24 protein-coding genes and 2 pseudogenes are annotated in these 17843 nt (G+C 45.5%); 9 read left to right on the forward strand and 17 right to left on the reverse strand.

Annotated features, from left to right (window positions below; translation table 11 throughout):
• The first annotated feature begins 33 nt into the window (after positions 1 to 33).
• Positions 34 to 537, forward strand: a complete 504-nt coding sequence (locus tag H6F74_RS26970; RefSeq protein ID WP_190445192.1) for an ankyrin repeat domain-containing protein — start codon at positions 34 to 36, stop codon at positions 535 to 537.
• Positions 538 to 618: 81 nt separating this feature from the next.
• On the opposite strand, the gene H6F74_RS26975 is transcribed toward H6F74_RS26970, so the two are convergent.
• Positions 619 to 846 carry a pentapeptide repeat-containing protein gene (locus tag H6F74_RS26975; RefSeq protein WP_190445193.1) on the reverse strand — a complete coding sequence of 76 codons (228 nt, stop codon included), beginning with the start codon at positions 844 to 846 and terminating at the stop codon, positions 619 to 621.
• Between the two features lie 8 nt (positions 847 to 854).
• On the opposite strand from H6F74_RS26975, the gene H6F74_RS26980 reads away from it, so the two are divergent.
• Together H6F74_RS26980 and H6F74_RS26985 are read left to right on the forward strand one after the other, a co-directional pair.
• On the forward strand, positions 855 to 1256 hold the full coding sequence (locus H6F74_RS26980) for a hypothetical protein (RefSeq protein WP_190445246.1): 402 nt from the start codon (positions 855 to 857) through the stop codon (positions 1254 to 1256).
• Between the two features lie 12 nt (positions 1257 to 1268).
• Positions 1269 to 2948 (forward strand): GspE/PulE family protein, encoded by a 1680-nt coding sequence (locus H6F74_RS26985; RefSeq protein WP_190445194.1) that lies wholly within the window; start codon positions 1269 to 1271, stop codon positions 2946 to 2948.
• 85 nt (positions 2949 to 3033) lie between these two features.
• Here the strand turns inward: H6F74_RS26985 and H6F74_RS26990 are convergent, their stop codons facing one another.
• Together H6F74_RS26990 and H6F74_RS26995 are read right to left on the reverse strand one after the other, a co-directional pair.
• The gene (locus tag H6F74_RS26990; protein WP_199301663.1) at positions 3034 to 3411 is read right to left on the reverse strand and encodes a hypothetical protein; all 378 of its coding nucleotides are present in this window, start codon (positions 3409 to 3411) and stop codon (positions 3034 to 3036) included.
• 2 nt (positions 3412 to 3413) lie between these two features.
• Positions 3414 to 3623: a hypothetical protein gene (locus H6F74_RS26995; protein WP_190445195.1), complete on the reverse strand. Its 210-nt coding sequence runs from the start codon at positions 3621 to 3623 to the stop codon at positions 3414 to 3416.
• Positions 3624 to 3857: 234 nt separating this feature from the next.
• Here H6F74_RS26995 and H6F74_RS27000 point away from each other — a divergent pair, with 234 nt between their 5' ends.
• Entirely contained in the window at positions 3858 to 4145 is a 288-nt protein-coding gene (locus H6F74_RS27000; protein WP_242022539.1) for a helix-turn-helix domain-containing protein, read from the forward strand.
• 259 nt (positions 4146 to 4404) lie between these two features.
• Here H6F74_RS27000 and H6F74_RS27005 read toward each other — a convergent pair whose 3' ends face one another.
• Positions 4405 to 4848, reverse strand: a complete 444-nt coding sequence (locus tag H6F74_RS27005; RefSeq protein ID WP_190445197.1) for a PIN domain-containing protein — start codon at positions 4846 to 4848, stop codon at positions 4405 to 4407.
• Entirely contained in the window at positions 4836 to 5075 is a 240-nt protein-coding gene (locus H6F74_RS27010) for a hypothetical protein (protein ID WP_190445198.1), read from the reverse strand. Before H6F74_RS27010 ends, H6F74_RS27005 begins: the two co-directional genes overlap by 13 nt.
• A gap of 1 nt (position 5076) precedes the next feature.
• On the opposite strand from H6F74_RS27010, the gene H6F74_RS27015 reads away from it, so the two are divergent.
• From H6F74_RS27015 to H6F74_RS27025, 3 genes are read left to right on the forward strand one after another with little or no spacing between them, the layout of a single operon-like run.
• Positions 5077 to 5247, forward strand: a complete 171-nt coding sequence (locus H6F74_RS27015; protein ID WP_190445199.1) for a hypothetical protein — start codon at positions 5077 to 5079, stop codon at positions 5245 to 5247.
• An 11-nt stretch (positions 5248 to 5258) separates the two neighbouring features.
• On the forward strand, positions 5259 to 5591 hold the full coding sequence (locus H6F74_RS27020) for a DUF433 domain-containing protein (protein ID WP_190445200.1): 333 nt from the start codon (positions 5259 to 5261) through the stop codon (positions 5589 to 5591).
• Positions 5591 to 5950 carry a DUF5615 family PIN-like protein gene (locus H6F74_RS27025; protein ID WP_190445201.1) on the forward strand — a complete coding sequence of 120 codons (360 nt, stop codon included), beginning with the start codon at positions 5591 to 5593 and terminating at the stop codon, positions 5948 to 5950. Before H6F74_RS27020 ends, H6F74_RS27025 begins: the two co-directional genes overlap by 1 nt.
• A 70-nt stretch (positions 5951 to 6020) precedes the next feature.
• Here the strand turns inward: H6F74_RS27025 and H6F74_RS27030 are convergent, their stop codons facing one another.
• The 9 genes from H6F74_RS27030 to H6F74_RS27070 form a co-directional block, all read right to left on the reverse strand.
• Positions 6021 to 7970, reverse strand: a complete 1950-nt coding sequence (locus H6F74_RS27030; RefSeq protein ID WP_242022542.1) for a DHH family phosphoesterase — start codon at positions 7968 to 7970, stop codon at positions 6021 to 6023.
• Positions 7916 to 8071, reverse strand: coding sequence for a hypothetical protein (locus H6F74_RS27035; RefSeq protein WP_190445202.1), 156 nt, complete (start codon positions 8069 to 8071; stop codon positions 7916 to 7918). The genes H6F74_RS27030 and H6F74_RS27035 overlap by 55 nt, the downstream gene beginning before the upstream one ends.
• A gap of 16 nt (positions 8072 to 8087) precedes the next feature.
• Complete coding sequence (locus H6F74_RS27040; protein ID WP_242022545.1) at positions 8088 to 8420, reverse strand: type II toxin-antitoxin system RelE/ParE family toxin; 333 nt, start codon at positions 8418 to 8420, stop codon at positions 8088 to 8090.
• On the reverse strand, positions 8410 to 8673 hold the full coding sequence (locus H6F74_RS27045; RefSeq protein WP_190445203.1) for a type II toxin-antitoxin system Phd/YefM family antitoxin: 264 nt from the start codon (positions 8671 to 8673) through the stop codon (positions 8410 to 8412). Before H6F74_RS27045 ends, H6F74_RS27040 begins: the two co-directional genes overlap by 11 nt.
• A gap of 103 nt (positions 8674 to 8776) precedes the next feature.
• Positions 8777 to 9442, reverse strand: coding sequence for a Uma2 family endonuclease (locus H6F74_RS27050; RefSeq protein WP_190445204.1), 666 nt, complete (start codon positions 9440 to 9442; stop codon positions 8777 to 8779).
• Positions 9443 to 9574: 132 nt separating this feature from the next.
• Positions 9575 to 9910, reverse strand: coding sequence for a DUF5615 family PIN-like protein (locus H6F74_RS27055; protein WP_190445205.1), 336 nt, complete (start codon positions 9908 to 9910; stop codon positions 9575 to 9577).
• Positions 9879 to 10214: a DUF433 domain-containing protein gene (locus tag H6F74_RS27060; protein ID WP_190445206.1), complete on the reverse strand. Its 336-nt coding sequence runs from the start codon at positions 10212 to 10214 to the stop codon at positions 9879 to 9881. Before H6F74_RS27060 ends, H6F74_RS27055 begins: the two co-directional genes overlap by 32 nt.
• A gap of 128 nt (positions 10215 to 10342) precedes the next feature.
• Positions 10343 to 13507 (reverse strand): efflux RND transporter permease subunit, encoded by a 3165-nt coding sequence (locus tag H6F74_RS27065; protein ID WP_190445207.1) that lies wholly within the window; start codon positions 13505 to 13507, stop codon positions 10343 to 10345.
• Between the two features lie 37 nt (positions 13508 to 13544).
• The gene (locus H6F74_RS27070) at positions 13545 to 14858 is read right to left on the reverse strand and encodes an efflux RND transporter periplasmic adaptor subunit (RefSeq protein ID WP_190445208.1); all 1314 of its coding nucleotides are present in this window, start codon (positions 14856 to 14858) and stop codon (positions 13545 to 13547) included.
• 41 nt (positions 14859 to 14899) lie between these two features.
• On the opposite strand from H6F74_RS27070, the gene H6F74_RS27075 reads away from it, so the two are divergent.
• Positions 14900 to 15199, forward strand: coding sequence for a hypothetical protein (locus H6F74_RS27075; protein ID WP_190445247.1), 300 nt, complete (start codon positions 14900 to 14902; stop codon positions 15197 to 15199).
• Here H6F74_RS27075 and H6F74_RS27080 read toward each other — a convergent pair.
• The 3 genes and pseudogenes from H6F74_RS27080 to H6F74_RS27090 all read right to left on the reverse strand — a co-directional run bounded on the left by H6F74_RS27080 (position 15102) and on the right by H6F74_RS27090 (position 16610).
• Positions 15102 to 15455: pseudogene (locus H6F74_RS27080) on the reverse strand (phenylpyruvate tautomerase MIF-related protein). The gene H6F74_RS27075 and the pseudogene H6F74_RS27080 overlap by 98 nt on opposite strands.
• Positions 15456 to 15604: 149 nt before the next feature.
• Positions 15605 to 16087, reverse strand: a complete 483-nt coding sequence (locus H6F74_RS27085) for a flavin reductase family protein (protein WP_190419433.1) — start codon at positions 16085 to 16087, stop codon at positions 15605 to 15607.
• Positions 16088 to 16196: 109 nt separating this feature from the next.
• Positions 16197 to 16610, reverse strand: a complete 414-nt coding sequence (locus H6F74_RS27090) for a zf-TFIIB domain-containing protein (protein WP_199301665.1) — start codon at positions 16608 to 16610, stop codon at positions 16197 to 16199.
• 233 nt (positions 16611 to 16843) lie between these two features.
• On the opposite strand from H6F74_RS27090, the pseudogene H6F74_RS27095 reads away from it, so the two are divergent.
• Positions 16844 to 17637: pseudogene (locus H6F74_RS27095) on the forward strand (IS5 family transposase).
• Positions 17638 to 17843 lie beyond the last annotated feature (206 nt).

Raw genomic sequence — 17843 nt, forward strand, 5'->3', positions numbered from 1 at the left:
GGATTGCTATAGCAGCACAAACGAGATAATATCATGGACACCAATTTGTTGATGCAAGAGATCAGACAGGCTATCGAAAATAGTGATCAGCCCAAGTTAGAAAGCCTACTTGCTTCTGAGCCATCCCAAATTAATGCAACAACTGTATTTGGTAATTGGCTACATTTTGCCATTTCTTTTAATGCCCGTATGGAGATTATAAAGTATCTTATTGAAAAGGGAGTAGATATTAATCAAAAAGCAGGAATTTTGAAGGGAAATGCCTTGAATCTTGCTGCCGCAGAAAGGCGAATAGATGTCGTTAATTATTTGTTAGAGAAGGGGGCAGAGATAGATATATCTGAGCCAGAAAGAAATCCCTTGTTTAGTGCAATTTACAGCGGTAGCATAGACATCGTAGAGGTTCTGATCACGCATAAAGTTAATTTTAAGATAAAGTACACAGGAGAACGTATGAAAAATATGGACGCATTAGCATATGCAAAAGAGAGAGGGCAGATAGAAATAGCAGAGATGCTTTCCCTGTTATCTGAATAACTCTAAAAAATATTATTAAATTTCTTGACAGCAGCACTTCAAGCTAATTCAGAAGCAGACAATTGGATAAATGAGCTATATTCAAGCAGTATAAACCCTACCGTTGGGCATGATAGTTTCATAAAAAATTACATTGTCAAAACTTCCAACAGTCAGTTTTTTAGCTCCTCTCAAATCGGCATAACTGAGGTTAGCATTTCTGAAATTGACTTCGCTAAGAGTAGCATTTCTAAATATGGCTCCTCTAATATCAACCCCACTAAAGTTACATTGACCGAAAACAGCATAGGTAAAGTCAATCCCTTCCAAACAACAAGTTGTTCCGAAACACTTTCATACATACGCGCTCTAACGAATTTAGCGAAACTCAAGTCAGCCTGGTCGAATCCGCTTCTCACGAAGTAGGCATTGCTGAAGTCGGCTTCTCGATAGATACCACCTCTAACTATTCTGTCAATCCAGTCAGCGCTCCGAAAATTACTGCCAGTGAAATCTTTTTCTCCCCCAGCGTACCTTCTGAGCAATTCTTCTCTATCCATAACTCGACACCTCAAACAATTAATCAACTCAACCATAGCGCAACGAATATCTGGTCAAACCTACTCACTACGAGGGGATGCGATCGCATCCCCCACATTCCAGCGAGATCGCGTTCTCGTGTCAAAGAGCGATCGCATAAGCTAAAACAAGGAAGTCCCCTCTACAGCTGTTGGTTTTAGTTGGAAACAACAATGCAAACATCCTCTGCTACTCCCTCCGCTTGGCAACGGCTGAAAAATCGCGAAATTGACTGCGAACAAGCCCTAAAACTCCTGATCGACGAGCAAGGAAGTGTTAACCTAGCTCTACTTGACCGAGAAGTGAGTTATCGGTTTTTTAGGGAATTTCAGGATAGAAAAGTTTTGCCCCCAGTGGTTCCTCTGTTACTCTGGCGAAACTGCTACTACTTGGGAAGCCCGAAAACTGTGTCGTTGGAAGCTATCAAAGAAATAAGCGATCGCACCTTCACCGACATTAAAATTATCCCAATTGCCGACAAAAGTTATCGCACCTGGTATCACACCCAAAATCTGAACCCCAACTCCATTTCCTCGGCTCCGCTGGTAAATCCCCTCACCGGAGAACAGGAACAAGAAAACATCAGCGAAACCACAGAACTATATCTTTCCAAAGCAGTTGACCAAATTGGGCGGATTAAAACCCTAATTTCCGGCGCATTGCGGAACCGCGCCAGCGACATCCACATGGAACCCGCGCCAGAAGGCTTAAGAGTCCGTTATCGCATTGATGGCGTACTGCGAGATATTACCACCCTGCCGCTCAATGTTAGCCGCAAGGTAATCGTCGCCCTGAAAGTCATGTCTGAGATAGACATCGCTGAAAGCCGCCGTCCCCAGGATGGACGAATTGGGGAAAAATATGCTTCTGGCGAAGAACTAGAACTGGGAATGGATATGCGCGTCAGTACCCTCCCCTGCGTGGGTGGGGAAAAAGCCGTAATTCGCTTACTCCCGCGCAAAAATCCCTTTTCTAAAATCCAAAACTTAGGCTTCACTCCCACAACTCTTGAAACTTACAAAAACTGGTTGGAACAGCCGCAGGGAATGATCATCCTCACCGGCCCTACAGGGAGCGGTAAAACCAGTACGCTGTACACCAGTCTGCAATCCGTCGCCAAGGAACACGTCAATGTAGTGACGGTAGAAGACCCGGTGGAGTACATCTTACCCCGCATCACCCAAACCCAGGTAAATGAAGCAGCGGGGATGACTTTTGCTGCTGGTTTACGGGCAATTTTGCGCCAAGACCCGGATATCATCATGGTGGGAGAAATCCGCGACCATGAAACCGCAGAGACAGCAGTTAGGGCGGCGCTAACTGGTCACTTGGTCTTTACCACTCTGCACACTAATGATGCTCCCGGTGCTATTCCCAGAATCAAAGATATTGGCCCAGACCCCGGCTTAATCAGCGATGCTCTCTTGGGAATTGTCGCTCAGCGCTTGGTACGTCGTGTTTGTCCCCACTGTGCGGCACCTTACAAGCCAACTGCGTCGGATTTGAAGGTTTTGAGTTTGGAGCCAGAACAGGCAAATTCCACCACTTGGCGGAAGGGTAAGGGCTGCGCTCAGTGCTTCAATTCTGGTTATCTGGGAAGAGAGGCAATTGTTGAGTTGCTGGATGTTGATGATACGGTGCGCGAAATTATCTATGACGGTACGATGACGCAGCTGCATCGCTATTTGCGGGAAATCAAATTTTTCTCTTTCGGGATGGCAGCTGTACAAAAGGTAACAAATGGGATCACAACTGTTGAGGAAGTGTTGCGCGTGTTACCCCGTAGCGCCTTTTCCCGTCGTAAGTCTGTGGCTGTACGCACGGAACAGTTGACGCCGTTGGGTGTGGGATAGCGATCGCACTCCTGTTGCGGTAAGGCTACACAAGCGAAGCTTGTCTCCACAGGCTTCAAAGCCTGATGTTTCCCTAAAGGTAACGTTATGCGGCGCTTTCCTTTCCTGGTAAGCTGCCCAGATAGTCTCGGCGTTTTACCCACAGTTGGCGGAGGTCTTCAATCATCTCTTTGTAGTAGTCGGAGAATTTCTGGCTATCTTCTTTAATCTGAAGTCCGAGTTGTTGCAGTGCGGTTGGGGTGTGGCAAGTTTGAAATAAAAGCGCGATCGCGTCCCACCAGAGTCGCAATTGACGATAGCTCACAAATTGTCCGCCGCGATCTGTGCGATGCACAAAAAGTACGTTTTGCCAACACTCGAATCGCAGGATTAATGATTCTGGGATTTTCAGGTATTTCGCCACAAGTGTAACAGTGAGGCGAAATGTCTTTGGCGGTTGAATGCGGCGAAATAAGGCTGTCATAATCAATCCATTCCAGGTTTAACTGTTGAGTCGCTGGTTTCTGGGGTGGTGTCGAAAATGATGGAGTAGGGAACGTTTGGAGTATTCGCTTTCAGGATTCGCAGATGCGCTTCTGCGTCATTGCGAGCGCGAAAACGAGCGACGATAAGGGATCGCATATCAGGAAGCAAACGGATGATGCACCAAGGATGAAGTTTGGAGTAATACGTCATAAGAGTCCCCCAGTCATAGCTGTGAGTTGAATGATATTTATGATTGCGTTAAGCTTTCACTGTCAATTCACCAAAAACTTAGATAGCGATCGCGCGATCGCCTGCCAGTTCTTGGTGGAATGACAGTTATATAAGACACTGAGGAAAGGGCAGGCATCACAGCAGGCATTTAGGCGGCTTTTCGGTCGCCTGCCCTTTTGTTCTTCATTCCAATATAAGCCGCTTATAGTTTTTATGTCAAGCAGCTTATATAAGGAACTTATAAAAAATGCCAAAATGACGGAAAAGCCAGAGCTAGAGCAGGAGTCCCCATTAAAGAAGCGAAGAGAAGAGTTGAATTTAACTCAGAGGGATGTTGCCGTAGTTGTTGATGTATCCGTTCAGACGGTGAGCAACTGGGAAACTGGGCGTTATCAGGAAGCGAGACTCACGTTACCACAGGTAAAAGCACTCTGTCGGATATTACAGTGGACGATTGATGATTTGCCTAATGACCTGGGGCCATTAGATAAATCATCGTAGACACGGAAATAAATTTTGCGATCGATCGCGTTTGGGGAGAGGATGGGATCGCGTTTTTGGGGAGATGAATAGACCTCTGGCAAAAGTCAGCCCTGAAATAAATTTCGGGCTGAAAGCTAAAGTCAGCTAAAGCTGACTGGCAAACATTTTCAACCTGTGAAAACGGGTTTTAGCTTTAAGCCTGAACTTTAGTTCAAGGCATTTATGCAAGAGGTCTAATGCGATCGCTCTATTACCAGATTCAATCGATATACTGAAATCAAGTCGCTGTAACGTCGTTAAGTATAACTATAGGCAGACTAGCAACGCGACGAAAACCACTGTCATTTGTGAGAAAAATGCTGCAACTTGTAGCAAGACCAGTGGCAGCATGAATAGCATCTGGTGTTCTCAGATTTGTATTAGCTCGTAATTGTGCAGCATTCCTCAGAATAACTTTTGTTATCGGAATTAGTCGAACTTCTGTAGACAAAAGTAAGGTTTCATAAGCATTAACCAGAAGCGAGTCAACATTTCTTATAGGACTAACCAATGTTTCCAGTAATGCTAGTTCGCTGCTTACAATTTCAATATCGCCAGCTTGAGACTGCAACCACATTGGACGCAATATAGACCAATAAATCGGATGCTTTTCTACACTGTAGATAAGAATTTGAGTGTCTACATAAACTAAGCTAGATGATGGAATTGTCAGGCTTGCCACACATTGCGCTCCTCCTCAATATATTGGTCTGCTTCTTCTGGAGTTTTGAGGAGTCTAGTTCCCGGCAATTCATCAAGTAAGTCAATCGCAGAGCGGCGACTAAGGGTGGAGGTTTTTGATAGAATGACGAACACTTCTACAGCATCACCCACTGGCAATTCTGGAGTTGAGATTTCGATTTTGTTACCTGGTAAGACTTTAGTGCTGATATACAAAGCTGGCTGCATTGTGGATTATCTCTTGTTGCTGCTGTTGACCAGGATAACTCAAAATGTTGCGCTGTTGGGCTTGTGGGGATGCGGCGCTATTGGTGAGAGGATGCGATCGCGTTTTTGGGGAGAGAATGCGATCGCGTTTTTGCAGCCTTCAATACGGCTTTTCTATGATGTTATGTATTAATAAGGTCGATTATGCAATTAGAGGACTATTTCAACTTTCTAGCTCCTAACGATATTCGCATTAAGGGAACGCGGATTGGCATTGAGCATATCCTGTATGAGTACATACATTGCGCGAAATCTCCAGAAGCGATCGCGCAGCAGTTTCATACAGTCACGTTAGAGCAAATTTATGCCACTATTTTGTATTACTTGCACAACCGGGAAGAAGTAGAAAAATATCTAGCGGCTTGGTTGGATTACTCGCTCAAGGCAGAATCAGAATATGATAAAAATCCTCCAGCAGTGGTTGTTAGGTTACGCAAGTTAAAAGCAGAACGGGAAGGAGTTCGAGTATCCAAATAATGTCTATTCGGTACTTGCTAGACGAGAACTTGTCCCCTTCCTATCGAGAACAACTGCTGCGTCATCAACCAGATTTAATGGTTTGGATGATTGGCGATCCAGGTGTTCCACCAAAAGGTACGCTAGATCCTGAAATTCTGCGGTGGTGTGAGGAAAATATCTTTATACTTGTAACCAATAACCGCCGTTCTATGCCTGTACACCTAGCCGATCATTTAGCGGAAGGTCGCCACGTTCCAGGCATTTTAGTGCTTCGCCTAAAAGCAGAAATAAGACAGATTATTGAGGATTTAATTCTGATTGCAGCAGTATCGGATGACGATGAGTATCAGGATCGCATCGATTACATACCGCTGTAAATGAATGGAGCGATCGCGTTTTAGGGGTGAAGAGTGCGATCGTGTTTCACTAAATATTTAACTATTTTATCTACAAAGAATTATAGGCAAATTGGCTAATACTTTTTTGAAACGCTTTTAGATTTTCAGCGGGCATAGAAAAGCCACCAGCGATTTTGTGTCCGCCAAACTTACCGAGTAAATCTTGACAAGATTGTAATGCTTTAAATACATGAAACTCTGAAATTCCTAATCCATAACCGCGAATCCACCTTTCATCTTCATAGGTGCCAATGAATGTAGGAACACTATAGCGTTCGACTAACTTTCGTGCCACAATCCTAAACACACCGGGATGCCAATTATGTTTAACAATTACCAATACAAGCTCTTGCTCTAAATTAATCTGACTTTCCTTAACCCAATCTACAGCTTCGCGTTCAATTGCCTCACAGAGTACCTCACATCTCTGGTTAACTTTTTCACACTGGATTGCTTGTTTCAGAGCTATATCAATATCATCTGTTATTAGCAACTCAATCGCAGTTATAGGGTCAGAAATGCTTCCTACTGCTTCAATTGATTTAACTAAGTGAAAGCGAACATCTTCTAGAACCAGGGATTCTCTCTTATCACTTAGCCCTCTCACCTGCATTAAAGCCTGGATACCTACTAGCTTAGATTCAGGCAGTTGCTGCAAACCTCGCTTGATCCATAGTAAGTTTATGCCTGTCAATGGTGGTGGATTGTCAATATCAGTAAGTATTCCTAGTGTAAAAAGTTCCAGCAGTGACTTCACTAATCCCTGAGTTTTACCCAGTTGTTGAACAAGAGATATAGCCAATACAGTGACAACTCCGACACCAGCCAAAACTCGATAAGGTGAGGATTCAGAAATTAGCTTGGAGTTGAGGATGGCATCAGCGGGGGCAAGTTTTGCTGGGATGTCATGGTAATCGATGATAATCACCTTCATTCCTAGCTGTCGCGCTCTAGCAAGAGGTTCAAAAGCAGAAGTGCCATTCTTTACAGTTAAAATCAGCTTCACACCTTCTCGGTAGAATGCTTCAACTATCCGTTGATTAATTCCATAGCCTTCATTCATGCGGTTAGGAATGGCGTAATCTACTGATACGCTTAACCAGCGTAACGTTCGTAATAAAATAGCCGTGCTTACCATCCCATGAGCGTCATAATCACCACAAACGGCGATTTTTTCTTGAGTATATATTGCCCTCTTTAATAACTCTAAACTGAGTCCCAAATCAGCAATTTCCTCAAGTGGTGAAGGCAAAAACTGAGACTCTAATTTCCCAACTTGGTTATATGTCTTTAATTGTGATTTTGAGGGAAATGAATAAAAAGTATTAACTGAGTCCTGTTCAATTGGTTGACAATCATGATATATAGAATGTAATTGTTGCATTTTTTCTGCATGATTGCCTTTGACAGATTCTAGATAGCTGCATAGCCCTCCGCTGTATAGTAAATCTGTTATGCCAAATGAGGCTTTACCCTTATTGGCATCAATCATATTGCTTGGCAGAAAACCAGCTATGATGAGATTGTATCCTGTTCGCCTATCATCAAATGCTTCTTGACTGAGAATGCAGACTAAAACAGCGTTTTTATTAACTTCTTCTGGGGTAATTTCCCATTGGACTTTATCGATACTGCCATAACGAGTTTTAACCTGGATTCCCACAGATGGGTCAGAAGTTAATCTAAAATCGACTTTGCCATCACCGCCAAGCCGTTTTTCATAGTCAACTTCAGTAACAAAGTCAGCTAGACGAATTTTGACAACTTCCTCACCCAGTTTCCCTTTTAAATTGTTGTTAAAGACGTTACGGACTGGGTTGCTTTGCTTGTACTTCTCAGCCATCTCCCAACAGAAGTCAACCAACTGTTTTAACTTTTGACCTGAGATAACGGTTAATTCACTGTGCTGACCTACAGTTTCACAATGCAGGAAATGACCAGATTTCAGCCTTTGGATGAAGTCAGCTTGTTGCGATCGCAGAAGGGTAATCCAGTCCATATCCAGTTTTCCAGCTTTGTTATGACTACCTTTAACACTTCGACTAGCGATAGTACATCCGGATCAATACCCAACTGTTGCAGTTGTGCATCACACCTCATAAGCGCGATCGCTCGCCTACTCTAACAATCGCTCCATAACTGCATAAATATCACCTTTGTCTCCCTCTTTTCGCAGCCCCATTCCAACTACTAGAACTACCACTTTGTCAAGCTCTACTCGATAAATAATGCAGTAGCGTTGACCCACCGCACGTATGCTGCGATATCCCTGGAGCTTGTCAATTAGAGGTTTTTCCTGTTTCTCTGGCTCAGACTTGAGCTTGTCGATGCGGTTGCTCAAACCTTGCTGTTGACGCCGATCCTTCACTCCTTCCAGCATCTCTAAAGCTAGCGGGGTCAGTTGAATCTCGTACTCGATGTTAGCGCTTTGCGGTGTCTCAGAGTCCAAGTTTGGCTTTGGCTTCCTTCCAGCTTACAGTTTCTCCTCGTTCTGCTTGAGCGATACTCTCTTGTAGCCGATTGGCAAACTCACGATCCGAGAGTATTTCCAGGGTTTCCATAAGAGATTCAAACTGCTCGTAGCTAAGCGCCGCCATCACAGGCTTACCGTGCTTGGTGATAATGACAGGCTCATCGGTTAATTCATCCGGTAACTCTAGCAATTGTCTTCGAGCTTCGGTGATGGTTAGGTACTTAGGCATCCTAGTAAGTGTACAGTAAAGTGTACATTCAGCATAGCATTGCAGAAGTTGCCGCAAGTGCGTAAGCGTTGCGGCGCTCTCTTCACTTTGCTTTTTTAAATTACTACAAATTAGCAATCTGTTGAGCAAACCAAATAGCCGCGCTGCCATTAGTTCCCTGTTTGAGCTGTGATAAAGTCTGCTCTAATAAAAAAATCGGCAACCCTTCAAGTGCTACAGAATATTCGTACTGCTGATACTTGCCATCATCCTGCAAACGAAATGCCAGCACTCTTTCGCCTTTAACATCAATAACCCAATATTCAGGAATTTGTAAAGCTGCATAAAGCTGCTTTTTTTCATCCAAATCAGTTGCTATCGTTGTGTCACCCACTTCACCTACTAAATCGGGAACTCGCCACTGATTCAAATTAAGGTAACGTCGCTCACCCTCTCGCCAAATTGGGTGATTTTCACCAAGATAAAGAACTAAATCTGGTGATGCTGCTTGCGTTTTCGGCTTTTCCATTAAGCAACCGCCTAGAGAATGAAAAATTTTCCCTGGTTTAGTCACAAACCAGAAAGCAAACAGCATTGTGAAAAGTTCATTAACTGCGGCGTGGTTAATTCCTTCATTACCCATTTGAACGAAAAGATATCCCTGATTAAAAAATAAACCAACTATTTCTGGGTTCGGATCGTCAGCGTAAGCTAAGTAATCTTCCCATGTCGCGGGTTGCCATTTTGGGATGGCTGAAGTTAGATGGCGCGATTTTGGAGTTGAGATCATAGAAAGAAATAGTGGAGTTGGAAGTTAGAAATATTTAAGCGATCGCTTGCAGATAGCATCAAACAAGTTATTTTATAATTAGCTTAACAAGTAGCGATCGCATTCCACTACACGACAGCGCGATCGCTTCATTTAAAGGAATTCAACGCGATCGCGCATATCTTCGGGTTCCAGCAACTCCCAGATTAAAATTAGACCGCGTAAGATGTCACCAATTGAACGACTGCCTTGGTAACAGTAAGCAATGCCAGCGTGTTCGATACCAGCTTGATGAAGTCGCAGAAAATCCGCGTCAGCCGTAAAAATTACCCTATTTTGGGAAAGTGCAAACTCTATTTGAATCTCATCCGATGAGGAAATCAGCCCTTGTTCTGCTGTAGTAGTGACATTTATACCACGACGTCGTAAACCATCAGCTATTGCACTATTGACATTCTCATCCAAGTGGAACCGAATCGTTTGTGGCATTTCGATTCCTTAGTTTTTGCTGAACAAGAGAAGGAGTTTGAACCTGCAATTCTTTAGCAAAAGCTTCATCCTCTTGAATTTGTTGTCGAATCTCTTCCAGATTATCGTGGTAATACGCCAAGGCAGCGTATACATCTGCTAAAGTGATACCCGGATACTGGGAGACGATTTCATCAGGAGAAAGCCCCATTCTTTCGTGCCAGATAACCACCTCCTGCACTTTAATCCGATGTCCAGCAATACGTGGTTTACCACCACATACGCCGGGAGTAATTTCAATGTGTTCTGAGATCACCGATTCCATACATATCCTTGCCGATAGATAGGATTATCTGAAATAGATCGTAACGAGATATGCGATCGCATCCCACCTCATAAGCGCGATCGCATCCACAAAATAAAACCCCGCAGATATCGCTACGGGGTTTTTGATTACTTACCAACAGGGAATGTATCTTTTTCTGGGTTAGTAGACGGAGGAAGCGATCGCTTCTCATCGGACTTCGTTCTACGTTCCTCTGCCCTAATTTTCTGTCGCCCTTTTTTGCCAAACCCGTGCTTCAAGAGTTGCATAATCCGGCGCTGTAAATTGTCAACATAGGTAAATAGAACTGGCACCACCAACAATGTCAGCAGTGTAGAAGTTGTGAAGCCACCCATCAGCGCAATTCCCATCGGGCTGCGGACTTCAGCCCCCGCGCCAAGTCCCAAAGCTAAGGGGATAGTTCCGGCAATAGTAGCCAGAGAAGTCATTAAAATTGGTCGCAAACGATCCACCCCAGCGGCTATTAGCGCCTGATACTGTGACTTACCTTCTTCCAGGTTGATTAACGTATAGTCAACTAGCAAGATAGAGTTTTTCGTCACAATCCCCATCAATAGGACAATCCCAATCAGCGCGTATAGCCCTAACGCTTTTTGGGCAATCATCAAGCCCAGCAGTGCGCCACCCAGAGACAAAGGCAACGCCACCATAATTGTTAGGGGATGGAGGAAATTGTTGTACAGCAGCACCAGGATGGCATAGATACACATAATTGCCAGCCCGATTGCAGAACCAAAGCGACCAAAAATCTCCTGCATAATTTCTGCATCCCCGGAAGATTCTTGCGCCACTCCGGGGGGAAGGGTTTGCAGGGCAGATAGTTTCTGCACCTCTTGGACAGCATCGCCTAGAGAAATGCCTTGCAGGTTTGCTTGTACCGACACCTGACGGGCGCGATTAAAGCGATCGATTTGGGCAGGGCCGCTGCCCAAGCGGATATCAGCAACGGAGACTAAGGGGACGAGAGTGCCATTTTCCCCTGGTACTTGCAAATTCTTTAAGGTGTCGATGTCGTCCCGCCTTTCCGGGTTGATTTGCACCCGGATGGGAATTTGCCGATCTGGGAGGTTAAACTTAGCTAGATTTGCTTCATTGTCGCCGATGGTGGCAAGAGAAGCGGTTCGCGCGATCGCTTGCACTGTCACTCCCAAATCTGCTGCCCTTGCGGGATTGGGAATTATTAGAATTTCTGGTTTTACCAAAGAAGCAGTAGAAGTTACTTCTACTAAACCAGCTATTGTTCTCATCTGCTTTTCCAAAGCATCAGCTGCGGAGTTTAAAGCTTCGGGATTTTCGCTTTTGAGGACAATTGATAAATCCTTCGTGGCTCCTGCTGCACCCTGACTTTGGAAACTGATTCGCGCCCCCGGAATTTGGGGGAAAACTTCGCGCATCCGCTTCTCAAACTGCTGCTGGGAAAGGTCGCGGTCTTCCTTGGGTTTGAGATTGATGAACAGATTGGCGGTATTAACTTCTGTTGTCGCTAACACGTTTTCAACTGCTGGACTTTGGCGGATAAGATTGGTTGTCTGTTGCACAACTGCTTTTGTGTCTTCCAGGGTAGAACCGGGAGGTAGTTGTACGGCAACTTCAGAGAAACCAATATCGCCGTTATCGAATAATCCTTTGGGAATGAAAGGTACTAGCGCCAGACTGCCTGCAAAGAATGCGATCGCAATTAGGATAGTCGTCAACCTGTGACGTAAAGACCATTGCAGCAAAGAACGATATGGCCCAAACCGATTTTTACCTTTTTTCTTAGCCCCATTCCCATTCAGGTTTGAGGGTGAGGTTTTCTTTGGCTTGAGTAAATAAGCGCCCATCATCGGGGTGACAGTACGCGCCACCAGGGTTGAAAAGATTGTCGAGACAGCAACCGTCACCCCAAAGGGTTGAAAAAACTGCCCCGGAATGCCGCCCATAAACGCCACTGGCAGAAACACCGCGATAATTGTCGCCGCGCTGGCCAGCACTGCTAAACCCACTTCTGCCGACGAATCCAACGCCGCCTGGAGGGGTGTTTTGCCCATATCCATGTGGCGTTCCATGTTCTCAATTTCTACAACGGCATCATCCACCAAGTTTCCCACCGCCAGCGCCAACGCCAACAAAGTCATGTTGTTGAGGGTATAGCCCAGCAAATACTGTACGGCGAAGGTGGGAAGCATGGACAACGGCAACGCTACCGCAGTAATCAACGTTGCCCGCCAGTTCCGCAAAAAGATCATAATTGTCAGCACTGCCAGCACCGACGCTTGGATTAAGTCATCGATGGTGCCTTCGTAAGATTCGCGGATGAAGTCAGCGCGGGTAAAGATTAGTTCTAGCTTGACATCAGGTGGTAGAGTTTTTCGCAGTTCTTCTACTTGTTTGCGTACCCCTTCTTCCACCGTGACTAAGGTACTGCCAGTGCTACGCAAGACGGAAAAAGCTACAACTGCTTGGTTATTCAGCAGCGCTGCTTGTCTTGGTTCTTCAAAGCGATCGCTTACTTCGCCAAGAGTGGACAAAGGTACCGAACCGCCGTTGGGAAGGACAATTTCATAGCTTTTCAACACGTTGACATCGCTGGCGCTGCCAAGTGTGCGGATGCTTTGTTCGCTACCGCCTAATTCTGCTCGTCCACCGGGTAAGTTGACATTAAAAGCGCCAATCTGGTCGTTTACCTGGGTGGCGGTAATCCCAAGGGCTTGCAGACGAGACGGATCTAGGTCTACCCTGATTTCTCGGTCAACACCGCCCACCCGTCGAATTTGCGAAACTCCCTTTACAGATAGCAGAGAGCGGCTAATTGTTTGGTCAACTAGGTTACTTAGTTCTTCGACTGACCGACGATTGGAAACTACGGCGTAGTTCATAATCGGCCCGCCAGCAAATTCTAGCCGTGTAACGATCGGGTCGTTGATGTCTTGAGGGAGACTTTGGCGAATTTGGGCGATCGCATTCCGGACATCATTGGTGGCGCGATCGCTATCTGTACCCAACACAAAATTAACGACGGTTGTTGATATGCCGTCGTTTACTGTTGATTGAATTTCGTCAATATTTCCTAACCCCGCCACCGCATCTTCAACCTGTTTGGTGACTTGGGTTTCTAGTTCTGTTGGCCCTGCGCCAGGCTGAGTAACAGTGATGGAAACTGCTGGTACATCAACATTTGGGTTGATATCAATGCCTAACCTGGTAAAAGAAAACCAGCCTATAACTGTCAAAACTAAAAATAAGACCAGCGTCGGAACGGGGCGACGAATTGACCAAGCGGAAATGTTCATAGAACTTTAATTGCTAATTGCTAATTGCTGCTAATTGCTAATTGCTATTAGCGATGCGGACTCTATCGCCATCTTTGAGATATCCAGCACCTGCGACAACTACGCGATCGCCCGGTTTGAGACCGCTTTGAATTTCCACACTGCCACCACTCTCAACTTCCCCTACTTCTACCTTTTTCGCTTGAACAATGTCTTCACCCGTTAGCAGGAATACAACTGCACTCCCATCCGGTTGCGGTAGCACCGCTTTGGCAGGAACCGTGACCCCACTGGTAGTTGTGGTAGTAATTGCTGCACGGGCAAACATTCCGGGTCGTAGCAGCGAAGTTGGCGGCAAGTCTATTCTTACCGTTGCTTGGCGGCTTTGTTCGTTAACCAGAGGCGCAATTTCTCGAACTTGTCCCTGCAAGCGGACGCGGTTATCGGTATCGGAAGTGACAAGCACTGGCGCACCAATTTCTACTTGCGATAGCTGAATTGCCGGAACCTTTGCCTGAAGTTCTAGCTGTCCATTGCGAATAATCGAAAACAGCTTTTGCGATGGATTGGCTACATCCCCAATTCGGGCAATTTTCTCGGCGACAATCCCGCTGGCGGGGGCCCGAACAATTGTTTGCCCTAGTTGAGTTTGCAATTGTTGCACCCTCGCCTCAGAACTTCTAACATCAGCTTGGGCGCTGCTAATATTCGCTTGTTGTAGACGAACAGCCTCTCTAGCGGTTGCAGCTGCTGTGGCACGAGTTTCTAGTTCTTGACGAGCGATCGCGCCTGCTTGGGCAAGTTGCTGATAGCGCTGGAGATTGGTTTGGGCTTCTGCCAGGGTAGCGCGGGCTTGCCCTAAGGCAGCTTGTCTTTGCTGCACCACGGCTCGATTAGATTCTACATCCGCTTTCCCTTGGTCAAGTTGCGCTTGCAGCACGGAATTATCCAAAACTGCCATCACTTGTCCGGCTTCCACCAGTTGCCCTTCTTCTAGCAGGACTCTCTGAACTTGTAACCCTGTGGACTGGGGTAAAACTGGTATGAGTTCGCGGGCTGCAACTGTGCCAGTAGTTTCCAGCCTGCGGGCAATGTTGGTAGTTTTGGCTGGGGCGATGGTGACAGTTTGGCTAGGCGGTGCTGGCTGCTTTGTGGAAGCCTGGGGTGTAGATGGTGGGCGAGAACGTATAGCCCCAACTCCTGCTGTTAGGGCTACACCCAGCCCTAAGCCAATCGCCACGCCGCGCCATCCCGCAAGAATGTTTCCCCCGCCTCTAGGTTTCCGCCTCTTTACTACTGATTCTTCTAGTTCACCTTCCCAGGTGTCTTCCGATTTATCGTCTTCTGTGTCTTTTGAAGCTTCGTTAAGCACCGCGATCCCCTCCCCCTTCTGACCCGACCAACTTAAATTTAATGCAAAGAAATATTGCAGAGTTCTTCTTTAAGTATGACGCTTTATTGCGGGTGGAAGGTGCCGAGAGGAATGCGATCGCTTTCTTAAGAGTTGTAGTCAGTACGACATCGCTCTGGCGACATAAAACCAAAGCGGTGGGAGGAATCAATATTTGTTTAAGTGAAAGTTGCGATCGCACCTCACTAAAATCTAAGCGATCGCTTAACCAAAAGTTGAGCTATTCCATCCCCACATCGAACCTTTGGCATCAGCGAACTCAATATATATTCTGTTTTTCGACACCTGTAGCTTCTCATTAATTTGCTGGCAAAAGTCCTCACTCATTGCCTTAGTTTGCGATGAACTCATGTTGCCAACACTTTTAATTTCGATTTAACACGCAGGCTCAACACTGCCACCAAAAGTCATGGCTATATTTGGCTCAAAAGCTGTCATCACATACGATTCTGGTTTACCTAAATGCTTTGCCAAATTTGCCGATAGACTTTTTAGTAACCCATCAACTGTAGCTTTATCCGGCGAATCAACAGAACTTTGAACTTTGATTAGAGGCATAATCTTGTTTATTGCTAATTGCTAATTGCCAATTGCTAATGGTGTTATTGGTTACTAGGTATTGAGGTAGTATTGTTCCCAATCCCCAGTTCCCAACCCCCAGTTCCTAGTCCCCAATCCCCATTAGCAATTAGCCTTTTTTCTCTTCTTTATCCGCCGTATTGCCAAGGCGTACTTTCGAGTAAAAGCGCATCACCTTCCCGGTGGACACTAGCAGCAATTACTTCTCCGACATACACAGTGTGATCGCCCTGTTCCACCGCACCGACAACCTTACATTCTACATAGCCGAGAGAGTCAGTGATGATGGGACAACCAGTTTCTTCTCCCAGATAGAATTCCACATCTTCAAACTTATTACCAACGCGACGCTGTGGTTTGAAGAATTTCTGAGCGATTTCTTGTTGTCCCGCCTCTAGAAAACTGAGAGCAAACACACCACTAGCTTTAATCATGGCGTGGGATTTAGAATCCTGCTTGACGCAATTTACGACAAGCGGAGGATTAAACGATGCCTGCATCACCCAGCTGGCTGTGAAGCCGTTAACTTCTTCGCCATCTTTGACACCGCAGATGTAGATTCCGTGGGGAATCTTACGCAGAATTGTTTTTTTAGCTTGTTCGTCTAGCAAGGGTCTACCTGTGCGATCGCTACTACAATGCTAAGTTTATCAATATTGATAAACTTAAGCGCCACGATAGGTAAAAATTATTTTACCTGACCGAGTAATTCAAAATTGTTTAGCCTCTATTTCCTCTCAAAACTTTGTTAAACTTTCCCACAAGTCCTTGTGACTTGAAGTTATCCTTGAAATTTTTAAATTCTCCGGCATCTAACCAAACACCGTTGCATATTCGACATTTCTCATACCATATACGGTGCCGATCGATATCAACCATGCGGAGCATTTTCTCATTACATATAGGGCAATTAACCTCTCTAGTAGATGAGTTTAACTCGCTACCTGTTTGAGGATCGCCAATGTCTAAACTTTCAGAACCTTTAATGGCTTTTAGTTTCTCTACCTCAAGGGAGTCAAACCAAATTCCTTTGCAGGTAATGCAGCGGTCTACTTCAACTGCTGCATAAACGACTTGTTCTAAGCTACCCAGACACTTTGGGCATTGTATCTGACGCATATTGATTAAGTACATGACACCTGATCTCCAGGTTATCGCAGCAACTATAGAGGGGCGAAAAAATTGATCTGTTGAGGATGGCGCTGACTTGTCAGTTCGCGCTTACTTGTGCAACGACCAACAAATTCTCATGTCGTGTTGGCTAAGAGGATGTTTGAAAAGTAGTAATAAACACCAGTACTGTAAGAAAACTTCCTGGAGTCATAGGCTGAATCATATGCAAAGTTTCAACAGCCTTCCAGGAAGCTATGAATCCAGCCTACGCTACAGAACTCAGCCTTGAACAGTACCAATTATTTGAATTCCTTCTCAATTCAACTTACACAACGGGTAGACCCCGCAGTGTTAGCTTGATGCGTGTTCTCCAAGCCATTTTGTATGTGCTGGTCAGTGGTTGCGCTTGGAGGCTGTTGCCCAAAGAGTATCCACCGTACTCAACGGTGTACTACAAATATCCGCAAATGGCGCAAGGATGGCAGTTGGAAGCGAATCCATGACCATCTGGTGCAATGGGTGAGAGTCACTGAAGACCACCTTGCAAGTCCAAGTGCGGCAAGTCTAGATTCTCAAACCGTACCGACTGCCGTCATGGTACATGAGACGGTTGGGTACGATGCTGGCAAAAAAATCAAAGGCAGAAAACGCTTTACCTTGGTCGATACTCTGGGATTACTGATTGCAGTGCGAGTCGTGGCAGGCAATGTTCCTGAACGTGAAGGGGCAAAGCAGTTGTTCCACCAGGTTCATGACTGAACGTCAACGCCTCCCACGACTCGTTCGCATTTGGGTAGATGGGGGCTTTTCCGGTGAGGACTTTTTGCGCTGGGTGATGGATACGTTTCGTTGGATTTTAGAAGTCGTTTTACGTCCTGAAGGTGCTCAAGGCTTTGTCCTATTGCCTAAGCGGTGGACTGTAGAGCGTACTTATGGTTGGCTGCATTGGTGCCGCCGCCTGAATGTCGATTATGAGCGATTGCCTGCTTCTTCCGAAGCCTTCATTTATATCGCGTTGATTCGTCTGATGCTACGTAGACTTGCCTAAGCTTTTTCTCACTCTCTCCGTATTTCCAAACATCCTCTAAGGTGTCTCAACCATTCCCTACGCGGAATCGCACTAATTAAACCCGTGAACTAAAGTTCCGGCTAAAAGCTTAAGTCCGTTTTAACGGACTGAAATGCCTACTATATATAAATTTCAACCTGTTTTAACAGGTTTTAGCTTTGAGCCGTGAAATTTATTTCATGGCT

Source organism: Trichocoleus sp. FACHB-90, assembly GCF_014695505.1.
GTDB classification, from domain to species: Bacteria; Cyanobacteriota; Cyanobacteriia; order Cyanobacteriales; family FACHB-T130; genus Funiculus; species Funiculus sociatus.